Raw genomic sequence first — 19,804 nt, 5'->3', positions numbered from 1 at the left:
TTTCACGCGGTTGAAGCCATCTGGTTCTGTTGGGCGTGGGCGCGCAAATTGCGCAACCCTTGCAAGCCCCGGAAGGTGTCGGGGGCGTTGAAGAGCCGCCCGGCGAAGATGTCAATGAAATCCTCGCGGTAGCGTTGGTGTACGAAGAACGCGAATGCGAGGGGGAAATCCCAAAAACCATCTACCGTCTCTTGCAAGGCGTCCTGGGCGCGTGTGCTGAGGGCGGCGTAGGCGGCGAAGGGGTCGGCGGCGTCGCGGTGCGCCCCGTCGAGATAGTCGCGAATGGCGTCGGCGGCGAGTTGGGCTTCTTTCATCGCCATGTACACCCCGAATGAAAAAATGGGGTCAATGAAGCGGTGGGCGTCGCCGATGCAGAGGAAGCCGCGCCCGGTGAAACGGGGGACGTTGTACGAAAAGTTGGGAATGGCGCGCACCTCTTCCACCAGCCTGTCGTCGGTGATGCGTTCGGCAAGGTTGGGGTTCAGTTCGTGCAGTTCGCGGCGCAGAAATTCGGCTTTGCTCTCGCCGCGGGCGGCGACGTAAGCGCCCGGCGCGGTCACCCCCACGCTGACGATTTCATCGTCCAGCGGGATGAACCATGCCCAGTGGTGCTTGTCGCCGTAGAAGATGAGCGTGTCGTCGGGGTATTCGCCGCCGCGCACCGGATTGGCGATTTGCGAGAAGATGGCGACTTGCTTGGCGTAGCGTCCGGGCACCCGTGGCGCGGCGACGTCTTGCCGCGAAAGGAACGTGCCAAGCCCGGAAGCGTCCACCACCACGTCGGCGTCAATGTCCAGCAGGTGCTGGCTGTCGTGGGGGCGTACTTGCACGCCAATCACGTCGCCTTGCTCGTTGCGCAAGACGTTGACAACTTCGCCTTGCATGAAGTCCGCACCGACGGCGCGGGCATGTTCGAGCAACATGGCGTCGAAATCGCTGCGGCGCACTTGCCAGGTGGTGGAATCCACCAGGGTGTCGCCTTCGCGCCGCATGACGGGGACGTACCACGACGTGGCGCCCGTCGGTCCGAAGACCTTGACGCCATGCTTCACGGGATGGCGTCGGCGCGCCATTTCATCGCCCAGCCCCAGGTCGCGGATGATGGCGCCGCATTCGCCCGTCAATGATTCGCCGATGTGGTAGCGCGGGAAGGGGTCTTTTTCGATGAGCAGGCACTCAATGCCGGCGCGGCGCAGATAGGCGGCGGCGGTTGCGCCACCGGGACCCGCGCCAATGATGGCTACTTGCGTTCGCTTCATGGCGTTGCTCCTTTTGCCGCCATGGCCATTTTCTTCAAGCCGGTGCGGTCGGTTTTGCCGGTGGATGTTTTCGGGAGCGTTGCGAGCAGTTCAATGCGTTCAGGAATCATGTAGCGCGGCAGGTGTTGCGCGCAGTGCGCCCGCACGATGTCGGCGCTGAGGTGATACCCGTCTTCGGGGACGATGTAGGCGTCCAGCCGATTGCCGATGAGGTCGTCGGGGATGGCGACCACGGCGGCTTCCTTGATGTGGGGGTGGGCGTAGAGCGCGGCTTCAATTTCGCCCAGTTCGATGCGGTAGCCGCGGCTTTTGATCATGTGGTCGCGCCGCCCGATGTAAATCCAGTTGGTGCGGTCTTCGGCGAGTACCACGATGTCGCCGGTGCGGTAGGCGGTTTCCTCAAAGAAGGGTTGGTATGGGTTGCGCACGAACGAGCGGGCGGTCTTTTCGGGGTCGCCCCAGTAGCCTTGGGCGACGCACGAACCGCGCACCCAGAGTTCGCCTTCTTCGCCCGGCTCGGTGACGAGCGTGCCGTCGTCTTTCACGGCAAAGACTTCCATGTTCTCACAGGCTTTGCCGATGGGGACGGGGCGCGTGCGGTCGGGCGCGATGTCGGTCGGTTGCACTTTGTAATAGGTGCAGACGTTGGTTTCTGTGGGACCATACAGGTTGTAGTAGTCCGGGTGGGGGACCATGTTCACCAGCTGGCGCAGGTACTTGATAGGGAAGACTTCGCCGGCAAAAAGTACCAGCCGCAGCGCCGAAAGGTCGTGCTTGGGCAGTTGCCCGTAGTTGACCATCATCGAGAGCACGGACGGCACCAGATAGGTGACGGTGATGCGCTCATCTTGCAGCAGGCGCACCAGTTGTACCGGGAAGATGGAGAGCTGTTCGGGCACAAGCACCACGGTGGCCCCGGCTTGCATAGCGACAAAGATGTCGAACGTCGAAAGGTCGAAGTGGAGCGGGGCATGACTGGTCAGGCGGTCGTTCGCGGTGATGTTGAAGGTATCCGAGCACCAGTTGATGAAAGTGAAGATGGTGCGGTGTGAAATCATCACCCCTTTGGGGACGCCGGTTGAGCCTGAGGTGTACAGGATGTACGCCAAATCGGTTTCAATCACGCCGGGGTCGGGTGGTGGGGTAGGGGGTTCAGCCATGATGCGATACCAGGGGACAACGCGCACACCGCCATTGAGTTGCGCCGGCGCTTGTGCGTCCTGGTCGGTCATCATCACAACGCCGACGGGGGTCTCATATTCGAGCATGGCGTCCAGGTCGCGCAGTTTGTTGGTGGCGGAAAGCACCACGCGAATATCGCAATTGCGGGTGATGTACGCCAGACGTTTGGCGGGCGCGTTCGGGTCGAGCGGGACATACACGCCGCCGGCTTTCAGGATGCCGAAGATGGCGACCAGCGAGGCAAACGATTTGTGGACGTAGATGCCTACACGGTCGCCACGACGCACCCCCTCGTGTTGCAGGGCGTGCGCGACCCGATTGGTGATTTCATCCAGCTGGCGGTAGGTCATGCTTTGTTGCTTGAATCGGGCGGCTTCGTGGTGTGGGTAGCGTTGTGCGCTTTCGGAGAGCAGATGTTGAATGAGATACGCCATGAGAACACTCCTTCCTGACATCAAACGTGGGTGGTGGTGGTGCGGTGGTCGGTGAACCGGCGGGCTTTCAGGTCGAAGCGGGGCAGTGTGCCGTATTCGACAGGGAAGACGTTGACGCGCAAGCCTAATGAGTTGCGGATTTCGGCGCGCACGGTATTGGCGACGCGCTCCGGTTCATCGGCTTGTGTCTCGATACGAATGTCAATTTCATCCATGGCGCCGCGGCGGTAGATGTCTACGGCAAATTCGCCCACTTCGGGGGACAGGCGCACAATGTTTTCGATGGCGCTGGGGAAAATGTTGACGCCGCGCACGATGAGCACATCATCCACCCGCCCGATGACGCCGCCTTCAAAGCGCAGGAAGGTGCGACCACAGGCGCAAGGCGTTTGGGCTTTGCGGACGCGGTCGCCGGTGCGGTAGCGAATGACGGGCATTCCCACACGCCCCAGATTGGTGATGACCAGTTCGCCTTCGTCGGCTTCCTCGCCGGTCACGGGGTCAATCACTTCGGCGATGAATTCGCCTTCATTGACATGCAGTCCGTTTTGGGCTTTGCATTCAAAGCCCCATGCGCCCACCTCGGTAGCGCCGGCGTGGTCGTAGCAGCGTGCGCCCCAGCCGCGCTGGATGCGGGCTTTGGTGCCCGGCAGGCTGGCGCCTGGTTCGCCGGCGTGGATGGTGATGCGCACATTGGACGATGCGAGGTCGAAGCCTTCTTGTTCCGCCACCTCGATGAGGTGCATGGCGTAGGTCGGGGTGCAGATGAGTACCGAAATATCGTTGACCAGGATGGCTTTCACGCGCTGGTACGAGTTCATGCCGCCACCGGGCACCGCCATGGCGCCGATGACGCGCGCCCCCTCGTAGGCGCTCCAAAAGCCGATGAAGGGACCAAAGGAAAAGGCGAAGAAAATGCGGTCGCGCGAGGTGACGCCCGCGGCGCGATAGACGGTCGCCCAACACTTTGCCCACCAGCGCCAACTTTCTTCGGTATCCAGCACACGCAGGGGTTCGCCGGTGGTGCCCGATGTCTGGTGAATGCGGGTGTAGCGGTGGCGCGGGAAGGTGAGATTGGTGCCGTAGGGTGGGTGGGCGAGTTGGTCTTGCATCAATTCGGCTTTGGTGGTGAAGGGCAACTGCTTCAAATCGTCGAGCGTGCGGATATCCTGGGCATGGCGCACGCCGGCATCGCGGAGTTTGCGCCCGTAAAAGGTGTTGGTGGCGAGCACCTGTTCCAGCATGAGCTGGAATTTGCGCAGCTGGATTTCACGCATGGCTTCCAGCCCCAGCGATTCGATAAACGGGTCGAGATATGCGGCATCATACATCATGGGAATACTCCTTTTCGGTTTCATTCGTGGCGTGGGCGAAAATCGTGTTCGAGTGGAAATCGTTCGGTAATCATCATGAGGGGATGCCCCTCGGCGATAATGCGGTAGGTGCGTGTGAGAAATGTGCGCCCGACACGTTGCGCAAGCGTGTGGGGCAGGGTTGGAATCTCTTCATGCCCGTACCACAGCACATCGCGATAACTTTCCACCTGATCACCGAGCAACAAACGCCCCAAACTGCCGCCCTCAGTCTGCAAGCCGGCTTGCACATGCGCCCCCACACGGTCGGGCAGAATGAGCGAAGCCGCGTAGGCGTACACGGTGCGGCTGTATTCACCCACCAACAACACTGTGCGGCTGATGGCGCGGGTGCCGGCGTCCGCGGCGAGCCAGGGATGCGGGGCGTCGAGCGTGATGGTGGTTTGCGAGAGCCGCTCGACAGCGACGGGTTCCATGGTGTAGGCTTCAATAAACTTGGTGACTGTGCCATCAATGACGAGCAACGCCCGCTGGAAGGGGGTGAGCGCCCGCAAGTTGACGGCTTCCACGTGAGCGGGACGCTCGTCTTGGGCGAGAAAGAGATTGCGCAACGGGTCGAATGTCTGTGTGGTGTTTTGCACCGTCGTCATGGAATACTCCTTTACAAGCCCATCAGGCGGGCAATGACCACGCGCTGAATGTCTGAGGTGCCGGAGTAGAGCACACCCCCCAGGGCGTCGCGCACATTCTGCTCGATGCCGTACTCGCTCATGTAGCCGTAGCCGCCAAAGGTGCGGACAGCGTCCAGGCTCGTTTCCAGAAAGGCTTCGCTGAGGTACAACTTGGCGAGTGCGGCTTCCATCACGGCGGACTTGCCTTGTTGTTTGAGCCAGGCGACTTTGTAGAGCAGCAGGCGGGCGGTTTCCAGGCGCACTTTCATGTCGGCGATGCGGTTGGCGACTGACTGGAATTTGCCGATGGGTTGCCCAAACTGCTTGCGTTGCCGCGCGTAGGCGATGCTTTCTTCCAGCAGTCGTTCCATCACGCCCACATAACTGGCGAGAATGCACGCCCGCTCATATTCCATCGAGCTGTTGAACACAGCCGCGCCAACCCCTTCGCGCCCCAAGCGGTTCGCCGCCGGAATACGGACATCGTCGAGGAACACTTCCCCCATTGGCGATGTGCGTAGCCCCATCTTTTCGAGGGGACGCCCGACGGTGAGTCCGGGTGTATCGGCGGGCACCAGGAACGCCGAAATGCCCATGCGGCCTTTTTCGGGGGCTGTGCTGGCGAAGATGATGAAAAGGTCGGCAATGGGGGCGTTGGTCACGAATGTTTTGGATCCATTGAGGATGTACGTGTCGCCGTCACGGCGGGCGGTGGTGCGCAGGCTGTACGCATCGGAACCGGCCTCGGGCTCGGTCATGCCGTGTGCGCCAATCATTTCACCACGGCAGAGGGGAGGGAGATAGGTTTGTTTTTGTTCCTCTGTGCCGAATGCCAGGATGGGGTGTTGGACTGCCCACATTTGCGCGTTGATGGCAAAAATCAAGCCATTGTCGCGGCAGGCGTAGCCCAATCCTTCCATGACCAGGGTGGCCGTGAGAATATCCTGCCCCATACCGCCATACGTTTCGGGGATGGTGAGCCCCTGAATGCCCATGCGGGCACAGGCACACCAGGCTTCTTGGGAAAAGCGCCCAACTTGTTCACGGTGTTCAAAGTCGTCATTCAGTTGGCTTTGGGCAAACTCAATGACGGCTCGCTTGAACTCCATTTGCTGCGGGGAAAGCGAAAAGTCCATAGCGTACACCTGTCTGCTGTTGTTGGAAGATGGCGAAAAGGGCTCGCACCACGCCGCTTCTCTTATGCACGGGGGTAACGATGTCTGTACTCTACTGTTTTTGGAGGCGCTTCGCATCGGTTAGAGCGCCCAAATGTGCATGTCGTGTTGAACAGTCTTTCAGAGAGGCGAATAGCACAATTGTTTATGATAAGCATGCTAAATAGTGGGGGATTGTTGCAAAAAAAGCACGATTTATATGGCGATAGCGAAAGAATTTCGGAGTGGAGATGATGCGATGTGGCACTTTTGGGGGAGGAGCAAGGACGCAAAATAGGCGTTTTGTGGGGGAGGAAACGCTTTTGAATTCGCCGAAGCGATGATATGTTTATATCAACAGCCGGCTGAATGGAGGAAGCAAGCCGTGCGCTCAGCCGTCCGGCGGTTTCTCTTCTTCCTGAAAAAGCGCGGCAAATCGCGCTTCGATATCGTCTATGTGTGTGCCGCGCCAAAACACACGTTGGCATGTGGGGCATTCACGAAACGTTTGGCGTGTGCGCCAGACATACTCAGGCACGCGCGCTTGCGCGGCGGTGCGGCTGAGCGGGTGTAGCGGTGTGTTGCAACGGGGGCAGCGTGCCTGTTCGGGGCTGCGCCGCAAGTGGTAGGTGCGTACCACCTGGCGAAGTTGCTCCCACACGTCATCGCTTTCGATGAGAAGCGTGCGCAGACCACGCCGCTTGGTGAGTTGCACATCGCGCGTGAGGAGAATGCGCCCTTCGCGCCGCGCAATATCCGCCAGGTCGCTGTCCTCGATGTCGCGCTGGTAGAACGTGTCGTAGCCAAGCAGGCGCAGCCAGGTGGCGAGCCGACCGAGCATGGCGTCGGCGGCGAAACGGGGCGCTGGTGCTGGTTGCTGGGCGTGCAACGTCTGGTTCTTTTGCATTGCTTTGCCTCACATGCAGAAGTACGATACACTTTTCCAACCCACACAAGCCGTTGCCCAAGTGAAGCGTCGTCCGCAGAGAACAAGGAGGTTCATGCATGCCCGACCGAGTTGCCCTCTACCTGCAAGACAAGCACGACCTGCGCGAAAGTATCCGCTTCGTTCAGTATGCTGAAAGTAAAGGCTTTGAAGCCGTCTGGCAAGCCGAAAGCCGCCTCGTGCGTGATGCGATTGTCCCCATGGCAGCCTATGCCGCCACCAGTGAACGCATCAAAGTGGGCAGCGGCGTCATCAACAACTGGACGCGCAACGCCGCCGTGATTGCCGCCACCTTCCTCACACTCGATGACCTTGCCCCCAACCGCATTTTGCTGGGCATTGGCGCCTGGTGGGACCCCCTCGCGTCGAAAGTGGGCATTCAGCGGCGCAAGCCGTTGCAAGCGATGCGCGAAGTGGTCACGGTGGTGCGCCGTTTGCTCAACATGGAGCGCGTGACCTTCCACGGCGAATTTGTGCACCTTACCGATGTTGAGCTTGATGTGGTGCATGGGCGGCGTGAACCGCGCCACGTGCCCATTTACATTGGCGCGACTGGCCCCAAGATGCTGGAACTGGCGGGCGAAATCGCCGACGGTGTCTTGCTCAACTACCTGGTCTCGCCAAAGTACAACGAGATGGCGATGGAGCGCATTCAAGCCGGCTTGAAAAAGTCGGGACGCTCGATTGATGAATTCGACCGCCCGCAGTTGGTCGTCTGTTCGCTGGACAAGGACCGCAAGAAGGCGCTGGACAACGCCCGCAAACTGGTGACGCAGTACCTGGGGCAACAGCCGCACATTATGAAAGCCAGCGGCGTCAGCCAGGAATTGCTGGATGAAATTCACCAGATTTTGACGTGGCCGGCGACCGAAGAGCAAATCGAACGGGCGATGGAATTGGTGCCCGATGATGTTGTGCAGATGATTACCGCCAGCGGGACGCCAGAAGAGTGCCGCGCCAAAGTGCGCGAGTACATTGCGGCTGGGGCGACGTGCCCGGTGCTCTACCCCCTGGGCGACGATGTGCAGGCGATGATTGATGCGTTCGCCGACGGGTACAGTCATTGAGAGCGGAAGGAGCCTGAGATGCCTGATGTTCGCGCCTACGAACGTCCACAATCGCTCGAAGAGGCGCTGTTTCGCCTGATGCAAGAACCGCGCACGGTGCCGCTTGCCGGGGGGACGGCGCTCATGGCGTATGGTGTGCCGCACGAAGACGCCATTTTGCTGGATATCAGCGCGTTGCCTTTTGACGCCATCGAGCAGTGGGAGGACCGCCTGGTGCTGGGGGCGCTGGCGACGCTGGAAGCCCTAGCGCGCGATGAGAAGGTGCGCACGTTTGCCGATGGCGTGCTGGCGGAAGCTGCGCACGCGGAAGCGACCAGCCTCTTGCGCCAGCAGGGACGGCTGGCGGGGGCGTTGCTGACCGATGTGGGACGTAGCGAAATCGCGCCGGTGTTGCTGGCGCTGGATGCGCGCGTGAGCGTTCAGCAGATGAATGGACTGAAAACCTGGCCCCTGGCGGCCTTCTTCGAGCAGATGGAGACGGCGTTGGGGCGGGGGTTGCTGGTGCAGGTGGATATCCCGCGCCCACTCGCCGAAACACGGGTGCGCCGCGAGCGGGTGGCGCGCGCGCCGCGCGACCGCGCAATTCTGAGCGTGGCGGGGGCGGTTCGCCTGGATGGGGGGCGCATTGCCGCTGTGCGGCTGGCCGTTTCGGGCGTGGGGGCGCTGCCCGTGCGCTTGCACGCTGTTGAAGACGCATTGTCGGATGAGCCGGCGACGCCCGCGCATGTGCAAGCCTTGGCAACGCAGGCGATTGCCGCTGTGCCGCTCGCCGATGACCGTTGGGCGAGCGCGGCGTATCGCCGTGAGGTGCTGCCGGTGCTCATTCGGCGGGTAGTGTGTGGGGCGTAAACGCCGCGCCCCTGGGCAGAAAAAAAGGCCGTGGCAACAATGCCACGGCCTTTTGCATGCCGGCCAAACGCTTAGGGTGCGTTCTTGAAGAGCAGCGGCATGTAGATGCGCCGAATCGCGCCGAAGGTGGCCACGACGGGATCGTGGTCGGATGCTTGCCAGACCACCGGCAAATCGGCGTAGGGCGAGAAGGGATAATCGGCGTTGAGGTGCAATGGGCTGACGCCCTTCAACGCCAGCAGCAGGTCGTTCGAGATGAGCACATGGTCGAGCACCTGCGAAACGCCTTCAAAGATGTACGAGTAGCGTTCGTTCGGCGGCAGTTGATACCATGTGCTGGTGATGACGCCGCTGGCGTAGATGGCTTGCAACGGCGGCGAATCCTCAAAGTCGTTCAGGTCGCCCATGATGATGATGTGGCGCGAACCGTTGTTGTAGAGTTGCTGCGCCAGATTGCCGATGAATTGCCCCTGTTCAAGGCGGCGTGCGTCGGATTCTGCGCCGCCCCGTTTGGATTTGAAGTGGTTGGCAATCACCACCACGTCCATGGGAGTGCTGTTGAGCGTCACCGTCGCGGTCAATACCACCGGACGACGCGAGAAGAGCGGATATTCACCGGGAACGGCGTCGCAATAGGGGTCGTAGGTCGGCGCGCTGGTGCTTCCGTTGGGTGAACACGCCTGATACTGCGTAGACCAGACGGCGTTTGTCACCTGGTCGGTGCGCCAGAGCAGCGCCACGCCGTGCCCGCCCACGTCCGGATGCGAGGCTGCGTATGCGTAGGGGATGCCTTGTGCCGCCAGGTTGTTGATGAGGTCGGTGATGACGGTGGTGCTGTCAATTTCTTCCAGCGCGAGGAAGGTCGGCCCGCCCAGTTGCAGCACGGTTGAGACGACCTTGGTCATCTTCACAGCCGGGTCGGCGGCGTCGAAGTTGAGCGTGTTGAAGGTAGCGGCGGTGAAGGTCTCCGTCGTGGGCGGCGACCACGAGGGCGGTGTATCCGGCAAGGGCTTGGCGCTCACCACCTGCCACGGTTTTCCGGGCTGGGTGATGACCATGTAGTCGCCATAGGAGAAGCCCAGCGGTCCCGCCACGTCTGTCACCACGCTCCCCACGATGAGGCTGGGGGCGTCGGCGCCGTTGATGTTGCCGTAGCGTTCGTAGTGGCGCACGCCAACCGGCATGCCTTCTTGCGGTGTGTTGCGCAAGGCGCGTTCCACACCTTCACTGCCGGGGATGACATAAATCGCGCCGAAACTGGTGGGACCGGTGACGGTTTGCGTGTTGGGCGCGGTGACGAGCATGCCTTCCAGCGATTCCCAGTAGGCTTCGGACGCCACAGGGTCGCCCACCGGCGTGAGAACGGTCGGCATGACACTGCCCACACCGGCAACCTGCACGTTGGCCATGCTGGTGCGGATTTGCGTGATGCACTCGGTATCGGGGCAGGCGTTGTCGTCCCATTCGATGAACTCTTCAACCGTGCCCGTGACCGTCACCACATCGCCAATCTTCAACGTGGGCGAGACCGTATCGGTGCCAACGTGGACGAAAATACCGTCCGACGTGGCGGGGTCGCCGTCGCCGGTTTCATCCTGGATGAAGAAGCCGTTGAAACTGCCGCTCCCTGGGTAGTTGCCCTCGAAGAAGCCAACCACCACGCCGCGCGTCTTCACCGGCATGCCGCGGAAGGGCGAGAGGAAATCGTTGCCCTGGATGGTGTAGATGGGCGTGTAGTCGCCGATGGTGGTGAGCACGGGCGCGCCCAGCGTGGGGGTGATGAAGTTGGCGGCGACCACGCCGTAGGCGTCGTTTGTGATGACGCTGCCCATTGCGCCCGTCGCCGTCATCACGAAGCGCACGCTCACGCTGCTCATGTCGGCAACAGTGCCCACGTTCCACGAAATGACGCCGTTGCTGAGTGTGCCGCCGTCCAAGACGGTCGCCAGCGCCGCGTTGGCGGTCGGGATGCGGTCGGTAATCACCACGCCGGTCAGGTCGTAGCCCAATTCGTTGGTGATGGTGATGGTGTAGGTGAACACACTGTTCGGCGCGACGTTCAGCGGCGCCTGCTTCACCACGATGGGCGTGGTTTGCACCACGCGGATATCGTCATCACTGCGCGGTTCCAGTTTGTAGTTGCCGAACGAGTACCAGGCGATACCGCGGATGTAGCCGTAGGTGTCGCCCAGCGTCGGCAGATAGGTCAAGTCGCCGTCTTTTTCGCCCAGGTCGTCGGCGCGGGTGGGACCGCTGCCGTCGTCAAACTGCCATTCGCCAAATCCAAGGTCGGCGTCGGTGACGGTGGCGTTTTGGAATTCAACCAGCACGCCTTCCCATTGCTCCGAAACGGCGGGGTCGGCGTCATTGAAGGCGCCGGTGTTGAGCACCTGCGGCGCGGGTGGCGTCGCTGTGCCCATCGGTTCGGCAAGCGTTGTCGTCAACTCCGTCAGTCCGTAGTACTCCGTCACCGTACCGAAGGCGCGTACCTTCGTGCCCACGGGGAATTGGGTGGGGTCGAAGCCGGCCGAGCGGAAGAGCACCAACCCGCTCCATGGACCGCCGGCTGCATCTTGAATGACCATAATACGGCTGGGCGTGTCAATGTCGCCGGGTTCGCTCGTGACGATACCTTCCACCCACACACTTTGCCCGACCAGTGGGGAAGCGTCGCTGGTGGCGGGGTCGGTGACTTGCTGGATTTGCTGGATGGTGACCAGCGGCCAGGCGGTCGTAGTGGCTGTCGCGACGTTATCGGCCGGGTCATCCCCCGCCAGGTCCGAAGCGACTTCAACCGTGTTGGTGAGCACCGTGCCGGCGGCAACGTTGGCGTCAATCGTCACCGTGAGGTTGAAGGTGATGGTGGTGCTCATCGGAACGGTGCCGAAGTTCCAGACATAGACGCCCGGCGCGGCCATTGTCGGCGTGACGCCGCTGTTGTCGGCGACGTAGGTTGTGCTGACGGGGAGCGTGTCGGTCAGCACCACGTTGGGCGCATCGTTCGCGCCGGTGGTGAGTGTGATGGTGAAGGTGTGCGCTTCGCCGATGACGGCCAGCCCGCGCGTTGCCTTGCTCACCGCCAGCGCAGCGCCCGGCGTCGAAAGCACGTTGGTGCTGCCCAGCGTGCAGGTCTGGTCGAGCCAGGTGCTCCCACCACCCGACGAAAGCCAGTCGTAGCCGTCGTTGGGGCCGGCGCCGTCGGGCACGCGGGCGAAACATTCATCCTCGGCTTCGCCGTTCCAGCCGATCTGGTCAATGCGCACAAATGAGTCGTCGAAGAGATACGCCACGTCCGTGCTGCCAAAATCAACGCCGAAATCTTCGGGTTGCCAGTCCACGTTCTCTTCCAGCAGGGCAAAGCCGCCCGGCGGAATCACGATGTTGGATGTGATGACCGCCCAATCGTTGCCGTCGCTCACCCACCAGCCGGTCACCGTGATGGGGGTTGTGGTGGGGTTGTAGAGTTCGAGGTGGTCATTCCCGCTGGTGGGAACCGTGTCGATCTCATTGATGACGACCGACGAACCGAGCGCAACACCCGCCACATCGTTTGACGTGCCTCGGGTGGGCGTCTTGTCCACGTTCCAGTCGGCGGCATCGTCGCCGGTGCGTACTCCGTCGCTCACACGCGCAATCGAGGCATCGCCGGCGCCGGTCGAGGATGCGAGAGGTGCGCCGCCACTGTTGCCATAGGCGACGCTGTCGGCAAGGGTGTTGTCAGCCATGCAGAGCAGCAAGGTGTCGCCGTTGTTGCTCAATGCGAAGTTGTCGCCGGGCGCGCCATTCGTCACGGTGAAGAAGCCGCCGGGGGCGATTGGCGTGGTATCGGTGATGAGGCTCGTTGCGCCGGTGCAGGCCGTATCTGTGAGATACCAGCCGGTGAGCGTCTGCGTCAGGGGCGAGCGGTTGTAGAGTTCGACCCACTCTGTTCCCTTGGGCGCAAACTCATTGATGACAACCGGACCGCCGTTGATCGCGCCCAACGAGCAGGGCAGATCGAGCAGCGTTGCGCCGCCCCCCGACGAAAGCCAGTCGTAGCCGTCGTTGGGACCGGCGCCGTCGGGCACGCGGGCGAAACAGCCGTTTTCAAATTCGCCGTTCCACCCCAGTTGGTCCACACGCACGCGGTTTTCATCGAAGAGGTAGGCCACGTCCGAGCTGGTGAAGTTCAAGCCCGTGGTTCCCTCATCCTGGAGGTCCACCCCTACTTCCAGCGCCACGACACTTCCCGGCTCTACGACAACTGTTCCAACGACTTGGGCGACTTCGTCGCCGTCGCTCACCCACCAACCTGTGATGGTTATCGGCGTTGTCGTGGGGTTGTAGAGTTCGATGATGTCATTGCCGCTATCGGGGTACACATCAATTTCATTGATGAGCAGGCTACTTCCTAATGCGGTACCGGGCGCATCATTCGGCGTCCCAGGCGTGGGCGTTGAGTCAAGATTCCAGTCGGCGGCGTCATTGTCCGTATCCTGACCATCTGCCACGCGGGCGGTTGAGTAGATAAAGGCACCGTTGCTCGGAGGCACGGGAGCGCCGCCGTCGATCCCATATGCCACCCGGTCAACCTCGTTGTGTGCATTGTCACAAAGGCTGATGACCTCGGCGGTGCTGCTGAAATTGAAATTGCCGCCCGCATCCGAAACAGTCAAGACGCGGAAGTCATTAGGGGCAATCGTCCCCGTCATTGTGGTGGTTGGTGAACCACAGCCCGTATCGCTGACATACCAGCCAGCAACGCTTTGTGTGACGGCTGTGGTGTTATACAGTTCTACCCAGTCGGTGCTTTTCACCGAAAACTCGTTGATAACAATGAGCGCCCCTCCTTCTGGTGCGGCGTGCGCCACTGTGGTGCGCGTCACCCAGAGCGCGGGCACAAAAATGAACACCACAAGCAGACTGAATGTGAGGAGCAACACCACTGTGCTCCTCCAAAATGGACGGAGCGAACAACCATCCGTGGTCATACCAAAACCTCCTTGTTCGTTCAAAAAACACTGAATTGTTGCGGGAAGTGGTCGGGCGAGTGTACTCTACAATGGTTCAGGTAAGCGGTCAATCAAGGGCGTGTAAACATTCATTGATGTTCACATCTTTCTGTTCTGTGACAAATGACACCCTCGCGCCCATGACATTCGGCGCGCATTGCCCGGCTGGTTCCGGCTATACTCTGCGGCGTTCCAAACAATCCTGGTGAGGTGTCTATGAGTGATTTGTTCGCAGCCCGTTCGCAAATGGCGATGTCGTTGGCGTTTCACATCATCTTTGCTGTCATCGGCATTGGTATGCCCCTGCTCATGGTCATCGCCGAAGCCTTGTGGTTACGTACACGCCGCGAAGTGTATTTGACCTTGGTGAAACGCTGGGCGCGCGGCACGGCTATCATGTTTGCCGTTGGCGCCGTTTCGGGAACAGTGCTCTCGTTTGAATTGGGGCTGTTGTGGCCCACTTTCATGGCCTATGCCGGCCCGATTATTGGCATGCCCTTTTCGTTGGAAGGGTTCGCCTTCTTCACCGAAGCCATTTTTCTGGGCATCTACCTCTATGGCTGGAATCGCGTGCCTGAAAAAGCGCATTGGTTGGCGGGGGTGCTGGTCTGGTTGAGCGGAACCGTTTCGGGTATTTTCGTGGTCACGGCGAATGCCTGGATGAACACGCCTGCCGGTTTTGAGATTGTCAATGGCGAAGTGGTCAACATTGACCCGTGGGCGGCTATGTTCAACCCGGCGGCGTTTTCGCAAACCCTGCATATGACCATTGCGGCGTTTCAGGCGGTGGGGTTTGGTGTGGCGGGTGTACACGCTTTTTTGTTGTTGCGCCAACCGCGCAATGACTTTCACCGCAAGGCGATTGCCATCGCGCTGACGGTGGGCACGCTTGCCGCGCTCATCCAGCCGCTCAGTGGTGATATCAGCGCCAAGCATGTCGCGCGGCACCAGCCCATCAAACTGGCGGCGATGGAAGCCCAATGGGAGACGGAACGGGGCGCACCGTTGCGCATCGGGGGCATCCCGGATGAAGAGGCCGAAGTGACGCGTTTTGCGCTGGAAATACCGTATGCGCTCAGCATTCTGGCGTATAACGACCCCCACGCGGAAGTGATGGGCTTGAAAGAGGTGCCGCGGGAAGATCGTCCACCTGTGCTTATCACACACCTGGCGTTTCAGGCCATGGTGGGGCTGGGCATCGCCATGATGTTGATTGGACTGTTAGGGGCGTGGCTGGCGTGGCGGCGCAATCGTCTGCCCGACCAGCCGTGGTATCTCAAATTGCTGGTGCTGAGTGCGCCGATGGGCTTTCTCGCCATCGAGTTTGGCTGGACGGTGACGGAAGTGGGGCGGCAACCCTGGATTGTGTATGGGTATATGCGCACCGCTGACGCGGTCACATCCATGCCCAACCTGGTGATTCCCTTCCTGACCTTCACCCTCCTCTACATTGTATTGGGCATCAGCGTTGTCTACCTCATGGCGAAATTTGTCTTCGCCAGTCCGGTCATCGAGCCAGAAGAAGCGTAAGGAGTTTGGTATGGGGACACTGGCCTTTTGGGTCGCTTTGTTCATGTTTGGCGCCTTGGTGATTTATGTCTTGACCGGCGGCGCAGATTTTGGGGGTGGGATTGTGGCGTTGTTGGCGCGTGGACCCCGGCGTGAAGCAATCCGCGAGTTGGTGTTTCACGCCCTCGCCCCCATTTGGGAAGCCAACCACGTGTGGTTAATCGTGGCGATCGTGCTGCTTTTCGTGGCGTTTCCCAAGGTCTTTGCAGCCGTCACCACCGCCTTGCATATTCCTTTGACGTTGATGTTGATTGGTATTGTCTTGCGCGGGGCGGCGTTTGTTTTCGCCCAGTACGATGAAGAAACATCGCGCGCGCGTTATTGGTGGCAGCGTGTCTTCATGTGGTCGAGTCTGCTCACACCAGTGACCTTTGGCGTCGTCGTGGGCGCTGTGGCTTCCGGGCGTATTCGTGTCGAGCCGCAGACCGGCCTGGTGCAGGTTGGCTTTGTGGAAGGCTGGTGGGCGCTCTTCCCGTTTTTGGTGGGGGGCTTTGCCGCAACTTTGTTTGCCTATCTGGCATCGGTTTACCTTCTGCTGGAAACGGAGGATGTGGGCATCCGTGAGTGGTTGCGCAAATTGGCGCTTGGGCTTGGGGTGGCATTAGGTGTTGGCGCGTGGGTGACGTTGTGGTGGGCGCAGCACGAGACATTGACGGTGTACGACCGTTTGGTGCATAGCCCGCTGGCGCAGCCCTTTCACCTGGTGACGGGCGTGGCCGCTCTGTTGGCGCTTCTGGCGCTTTGGCGGCGGCGCTACACATTGGCGCGCATCAGCGCCGCCACGCAGGCGGTGGCTATCATGACGGGGTGGGGGTTGGCGCAATATCCGGCGTTGCTCGTGCCGGACATGACGATTGCCAACAGCGCCGCTCCGGATACCGTCTTGCGACCTTTATTGATTGCGTTGATTCTTGGCTCAGTGGTGCTGATTCCGTCATTTGGGTATCTGTATTGGGTCTTCAAGCAGCATACGTTAGCCGTCAGGCAGCGAGCGCCGCAGTAGATCGGTTGTGGAATGGCATTTGACAAAACAAGTAGGGCTATTGTACACTCCTCTCCGCCAAATGCAGTGGACAAAGGTCGCTTGTAAAAAGGACGAAAGCCCTTGATGTATTCCTCGTTGTCCAAGCGATGACGCCTCTTGTGCAGACGCAGACAACGTAAACTATTGGGGCTGATCATGCCGTCAGTAGCAAACCAAGGTTGAGAGGAGACGTTGCTTCTTATGAACACACCCCTTGTGCCCCCGGATATGCTCACCGATGAGGACACCATTGATTTGCGGCAGTATTGGCTTCTTATTCGACGGTGGTGGTGGGCGTTCGTCCTGGCGCTTCTGCTTGGTGCGGTGGCCGCCTACATCGCAAGCCAGTTTCAACAGCCGATTTATCGCGCCGAAGCCCGCATTTTGGTCTCCCAATCCTCTTCCAGTGACTTGAACGACATTTATCGAGATATCGTCATTGGTGAACGGCTTGTGAAGACGTATGCCGAAATTATGAAGAGCGACGCCGTCCTGGATCTGGTGGCGGAGACTGTGGGTGAAGAAGCACTGGAAGAGGCAAAGATTTCGGTTTCACCTGGGCAGGATACGCAATTGTTGGTTGTCGCTGTTGAACATCCTGATCCAGAATTGGCGGCGACGATTGCGAATGAAGTCGTGCGTGTTTTCAGCGCCTATATGCGCCGTGTTCAGACGGAACGTTTTGCCGAATCCAAGGCCAACTTGCAAGCGCAGATGGAGCGTGTCCAGGCTGAAATTGAACAGCTGCAACAGCAATTGGATGCGCTGGGAACGCCCGAGACGGAAGCTGAACAGACACGCCAGCAGCAATTGCAAACGTTGTTGACGCAGCAGCAAGCCGCCTATACCACTTTGTTGCGCAGTTATGAGGAAGTTCGCCTGGCGGAAGCCCAGGCGGTTGATTCTATTGTAGTGATAGACCCCGCAACACCGCCGGAGCGCCCTGTACGCCCACGTGTCTTGTTGAACACGCTCTTGGGCGGGGTGTTGGCGCTGGTGGCTGTTGGGGCTGTGGTAGTGCTTATCGAGGTGTTGGATGATCGGGTGCGGTCTCCTGAAGTGATCGAGCGCCTAACCGGATTGCCGATGATTGGCGCGATTGCTCATATCGAAGGCACAAATGGCGATGGCGTGTTGGTCGCGCGTGAGCAGCCGCGTGCCCCGGTAAGTGAAGCGTATCGTGTCGTGCGCACAAACTTGCAGTTTGCCGAGGTCCAGTCCCCGTTGCATTCATTGGTGGTGACGAGTAGCGAGCCAGGCGAAGGAAAGACCACGACGGCGGCTAACCTGGCGTTGGTGATGGCGCAAGCCGGGCGCAAAGTGGTGCTGGTGGATGCCGATCTGCGTAAGCCCTTGGTGCATCGCCTGTTTCAATTATCGAACGCCCAGGGATTGACATCTGCATTGATGCATCCCGAGATTGCCGTAGACCGCTTCTTGCAGCGTGTTGATGCGGGCGGCGGCCAAACACTCTGGGTCTTGCCGTCAGGCCCACTTCCCCCCAATCCTGCTGAAGTGGTCGGGTCGCGCCGAATGCAGGAGTTGCTGGATGAGTTGATGACGTTTGCTGATATCGTGATTCTTGATACGCCCCCCGTGCTTGTTGTTGCTGATCCGGCTTTGCTTGCTCGAATGAGCGATGGTGTTTTATTGGTCACACGTATGAATGTGACCCACCGACAGGCGTTGCAACGTGCGATTGAGCAGTTGCGTTATGCTGAGGCACGTATTCTGGGTGTCGTCGTGAATGACTTGACAGCCCGTGATGGCGGCTACTATTACTATGCCTACAGTCAATACTATCACCATGATGATGGATCAGGTGGTGATGGAACACGCCCCGAACGAAAGCGGCGCCGGGCGGATGCTTCGCGGAAAGGTGTAATGGCACGCTTGCTATCGTTTGTGAATGTAAAATCGTAGTTGTCAGCGTTGAACACGAGCACAAATCGTTGAATGGTATGAATCACAAGATGCAAGCGGCGTTTTCACGGCAACGCATTGTTGTTGTGCGTTTGTTGCGTTCGCCTTTGGCGCAAGAAACTGTATGGAGTTTTGTCCTCAAAGCATCCTATGCTGGCTTGACTTTTATTTCTACAGTTTTTCTCGCCAGAGTGCTCGGTGCGGAAGGGTATGGTATCTATGCATATGCTTACGCATTGGTTATGTTGCTTGCTATGCCGGTCACGGCTGGGTTACCGAACTTGGTCATCCGGGAGACAGCCAAGGGCTTAGCAAGTGGCCGTCCGGAGGTTGTGAAGGGGGTCTGGCAATGGGCAGGGCGCGTTGTAACAGGGCTTTCCCTGGCGGTGATTCTCATTGCCGGCCCGTTGCTTGTTCTCTGGCAGGGAGGCCTCGATACGCCTGCGGGGCAAACCATGGCTTGGGCGTTGGCGCTGGTGCCATTGATGGCGCTTGGTAATCTGCGCGGCGCTGCTTTACGTGGGCTGAAGCGGATTGTTGCTGGTCAGCTACCGGAGTTTGTGCTACGTCCTGGTATGTTTCTTGTCTTGATTGCTGTGAACGTGTTGGTCGTTGGTCAACGTATATCTGCGCCGATAGCCATGGCTTTGCAGGCCATGGCTGCTTTGTTGGCTTTGGTGGGAGCGGCTTGGTTGTTGTGGCGCTATACTCCTCAAGAAGTCAAGCACGTTTCTCCTTCGGTTGATACACATGGCTGGCTTTTCAGCAGTGTAATCTTTGCCCTTATGAGTGGTTTCAATGTAGTGAATAATCAGGCAAGCACGGTTGTTCTTGGGATATTTGAAACGCCTGGATCTGTAGGACGGTATAGGGTTGCTACACAAGTCGCGGCGCTCACGTCTTTTGGGCTGCAGGCTATTAATATGGTGGTGGCTCCTCGGTTTGCCGAACTCTGGGCGCGTGGCGAAAAGGAACGGCTGCAGCGTCTGGTTACTCAGAGTGCCAGAGTCGTGCTGGTATTCAATATATTGTTGACAGCCATGTTTGTATTGGTGGGGCGGCCGTTTTTTCGGTTTGTTTTTGGGGCTGAGTTTGACGCATCATATTTCCCATTATTGGTTTTGTTAGGCGGGCAGATGGTCAACTCAGCGGCGGGATCGGTGGCGTTTTTGCTCAATATGACGGGTCATGAGCGAGAAACGGTGCTTTGGATAGGCCTTGCTGCTGTTCTGAACCTGCTGCTTAATTTTGTACTGGTACCGCTATGGGGGATTTTGGGTGCCGCCGTTGCGACGGCAGTAAGCATGGCTGCCTGGAACGGTTTGCTTTGGTGGCGTGTTCTACGTCGCTTGGGAATTAATAGTTTAGCGTTTCACTTTTAGATTTGTTATGCAGAAAGGATTTATTTACACCTTTCATTAA

At 59.5% G+C, this 19,804-nt stretch carries 13 protein-coding genes; 6 read left to right on the top strand and 7 right to left on the bottom strand.

What is annotated here, in order from left to right; genetic code table 11:
* Positions 1-2 precede the first annotated feature (2 nt).
* From SE16_RS05440 to SE16_RS05415, 6 genes are all read right to left on the bottom strand, one after another.
* Positions 3-1,259, bottom strand: coding sequence for an NAD(P)/FAD-dependent oxidoreductase (locus SE16_RS05440; RefSeq protein ID WP_054493551.1), 1,257 nt, complete (start codon positions 1,257-1,259; stop codon positions 3-5).
* Positions 1,256-2,875 carry an amino acid adenylation domain-containing protein gene (locus SE16_RS05435; RefSeq protein ID WP_054493552.1) on the bottom strand — a complete coding sequence of 540 codons (1,620 nt, stop codon included), beginning with the start codon at positions 2,873-2,875 and terminating at the stop codon, positions 1,256-1,258. Before SE16_RS05435 ends, SE16_RS05440 begins: the two co-directional genes overlap by 4 nt.
* 20 nt (positions 2,876-2,895) lie before the next feature.
* On the bottom strand, positions 2,896-4,206 hold the full coding sequence (locus tag SE16_RS05430) for a phenylacetate--CoA ligase family protein (protein WP_054493558.1): 1,311 nt from the start codon (positions 4,204-4,206) through the stop codon (positions 2,896-2,898).
* Positions 4,207-4,229: 23 nt separating this feature from the next.
* Positions 4,230-4,838 (bottom strand): chorismate--pyruvate lyase family protein, encoded by a 609-nt coding sequence (locus tag SE16_RS05425; RefSeq protein WP_054493553.1) that lies wholly within the window; start codon positions 4,836-4,838, stop codon positions 4,230-4,232.
* An 11-nt stretch (positions 4,839-4,849) separates the two neighbouring features.
* On the bottom strand, positions 4,850-5,995 hold the full coding sequence (locus SE16_RS05420) for an acyl-CoA dehydrogenase family protein (RefSeq protein WP_054493554.1): 1,146 nt from the start codon (positions 5,993-5,995) through the stop codon (positions 4,850-4,852).
* A 409-nt stretch (positions 5,996-6,404) separates the two neighbouring features.
* Positions 6,405-6,920, bottom strand: coding sequence for a Mut7-C RNAse domain-containing protein (locus tag SE16_RS05415; protein ID WP_054493555.1), 516 nt, complete (start codon positions 6,918-6,920; stop codon positions 6,405-6,407).
* A 98-nt stretch (positions 6,921-7,018) separates the two neighbouring features.
* On the opposite strand from SE16_RS05415, the gene SE16_RS05410 reads away from it, so the two are divergent.
* Both SE16_RS05410 and SE16_RS05405 read left to right on the top strand, forming a co-directional pair.
* Positions 7,019-8,026 (top strand): LLM class flavin-dependent oxidoreductase, encoded by a 1,008-nt coding sequence (locus SE16_RS05410; RefSeq protein ID WP_054493556.1) that lies wholly within the window; start codon positions 7,019-7,021, stop codon positions 8,024-8,026.
* Between the two features lie 18 nt (positions 8,027-8,044).
* Positions 8,045-8,875 carry an FAD binding domain-containing protein gene (locus SE16_RS05405; RefSeq protein ID WP_060687319.1) on the top strand — a complete coding sequence of 277 codons (831 nt, stop codon included), beginning with the start codon at positions 8,045-8,047 and terminating at the stop codon, positions 8,873-8,875.
* A 71-nt stretch (positions 8,876-8,946) separates the two neighbouring features.
* On the opposite strand, the gene SE16_RS05400 is transcribed toward SE16_RS05405, so the two are convergent.
* On the bottom strand, positions 8,947-13,845 hold the full coding sequence (locus SE16_RS05400) for a lamin tail domain-containing protein (RefSeq protein WP_082374330.1): 4,899 nt from the start codon (positions 13,843-13,845) through the stop codon (positions 8,947-8,949).
* 237 nt (positions 13,846-14,082) lie between these two features.
* Between SE16_RS05400 and SE16_RS05395 the strand changes: the two genes are divergently transcribed.
* The 4 genes from SE16_RS05395 (at position 14,083) to SE16_RS05380 (ending at position 19,764) form a co-directional block, all read left to right on the top strand.
* Positions 14,083-15,396, top strand: a complete 1,314-nt coding sequence (locus SE16_RS05395) for a cytochrome ubiquinol oxidase subunit I (protein WP_054493535.1) — start codon at positions 14,083-14,085, stop codon at positions 15,394-15,396.
* 10 nt (positions 15,397-15,406) lie between these two features.
* Positions 15,407-16,438: a cytochrome d ubiquinol oxidase subunit II gene (locus SE16_RS05390; protein WP_054493536.1), complete on the top strand. Its 1,032-nt coding sequence runs from the start codon at positions 15,407-15,409 to the stop codon at positions 16,436-16,438.
* 222 nt (positions 16,439-16,660) lie between these two features.
* The gene (locus SE16_RS05385) at positions 16,661-18,382 is read left to right on the top strand and encodes a polysaccharide biosynthesis tyrosine autokinase (protein ID WP_054493537.1); all 1,722 of its coding nucleotides are present in this window, start codon (positions 16,661-16,663) and stop codon (positions 18,380-18,382) included.
* Between the two features lie 38 nt (positions 18,383-18,420).
* On the top strand, positions 18,421-19,764 hold the full coding sequence (locus tag SE16_RS05380; RefSeq protein WP_054493538.1) for a lipopolysaccharide biosynthesis protein: 1,344 nt from the start codon (positions 18,421-18,423) through the stop codon (positions 19,762-19,764).
* The last annotated feature ends 40 nt before the right edge of the window (positions 19,765-19,804 follow it).

It is taken from the genome of Ardenticatena maritima (genome assembly GCF_001306175.1).
Classification (GTDB): Bacteria; Chloroflexota; Anaerolineae; order Ardenticatenales; family Ardenticatenaceae; genus Ardenticatena; species Ardenticatena maritima.
This window is presented reverse-complemented; position numbering and strand designations above follow the sequence as displayed.